Source organism: Fructobacillus tropaeoli (genome assembly GCF_001047135.2).
GTDB classification, from domain to species: domain Bacteria; phylum Bacillota; class Bacilli; order Lactobacillales; family Lactobacillaceae; genus Fructobacillus; species Fructobacillus tropaeoli.
In genome coordinates, this window is sequence record NZ_DF968135.1 from 1 (window position 1) to 800 (window position 800).

Annotated in this window: 2 protein-coding genes; both read right to left on the reverse strand. The window is 42.5% G+C overall.

Annotation, left to right across the window (positions count from 1 at the left end; genetic code table 11):
• Positions 1 to 28: 28 nt before the first annotated feature.
• The gene (locus tag AOQ32_RS09080; protein WP_275542759.1) at positions 29 to 151 is read right to left on the reverse strand and encodes a hypothetical protein; all 123 of its coding nucleotides are present in this window, start codon (positions 149 to 151) and stop codon (positions 29 to 31) included.
• 223 nt (positions 152 to 374) lie between these two features.
• The coding region (locus AOQ32_RS08380; protein WP_199504906.1) for a phage antirepressor KilAC domain-containing protein at positions 375 to 800 on the reverse strand (426 nt) is incomplete at its 5' end.

An 800-nucleotide genomic window follows, 5' to 3' on the forward strand; every position in this document is an offset into this window, starting at 1 on the left:
GCCTAAGCTCGCTCTGCTAAGCGGGCTTTTATTTTGCTTTCTTTTTGTCATCACGTCCCAGTTCGTAGCCAATTTCAAACGCTGTTGCAACGATGAGTACCAGTGTGACCAGCGTGGCTACAATCGACCATAACTGATTAATGTCGCTCATATATCACCTCACTTAAAGTAATTCTGCAATCGCACTCCTAGATAAAGGGGGTGCGTTTTACTTTTGTTTTCAGCTTTTGGAAATTTCTTGTTATCTCGATAGTATTTTTTGAATGTTGGGTAAGAGATACCGTCAAGCTCTTCACGAATTTCCTTAATCGTGTAAAGTTTTGTGTCTATAAATGCGATTGGAATCACCTTCCTTTCTATATTTTTGCTATCCTTTACGCCGTCTGGTCTTGCTCAATAAGTGGCAACACTCCGTTTTCTTTCAGAAGTTCATACAGTCCAAGTCGTCCCTTCTGTGTCCACTTAGTACTTGCCACAAGCTTCTTTGAACCATCAGCACGCCGAACTTCTTTCGTTTCTGATTGTGTCCATCCCTTTTTCTGATGCGTTGCGTACAGCAACCAAGTGTCACCTTGCCGATATTGCACGCCCAATTCATGGAGTAACCTATTCATTGCTGCACCACTCATTCCGTAGTCTTTAGCAATAAATGTGATGGTTACTAAGGCCTTGTTCTGTAAGATTGAGTCAGTGTAATCAGCCTTCGGTTGCAATTCGTTCACACGTTGTTTAAGCAGTAACTTCTCTTGTCGCTCCTGCTTAAGAGTCGTGGCCAAACGAATAATCGTATCTGGGTCAGT

Excerpts from the sequence above, each read along its gene's own strand:
- AOQ32_RS09080 (WP_275542759.1), bottom strand. The coding sequence starts at position 151 with ATGAGCGACATTAATCAGTTATGGTCGATTGTAGCCACGCTGGTCACA.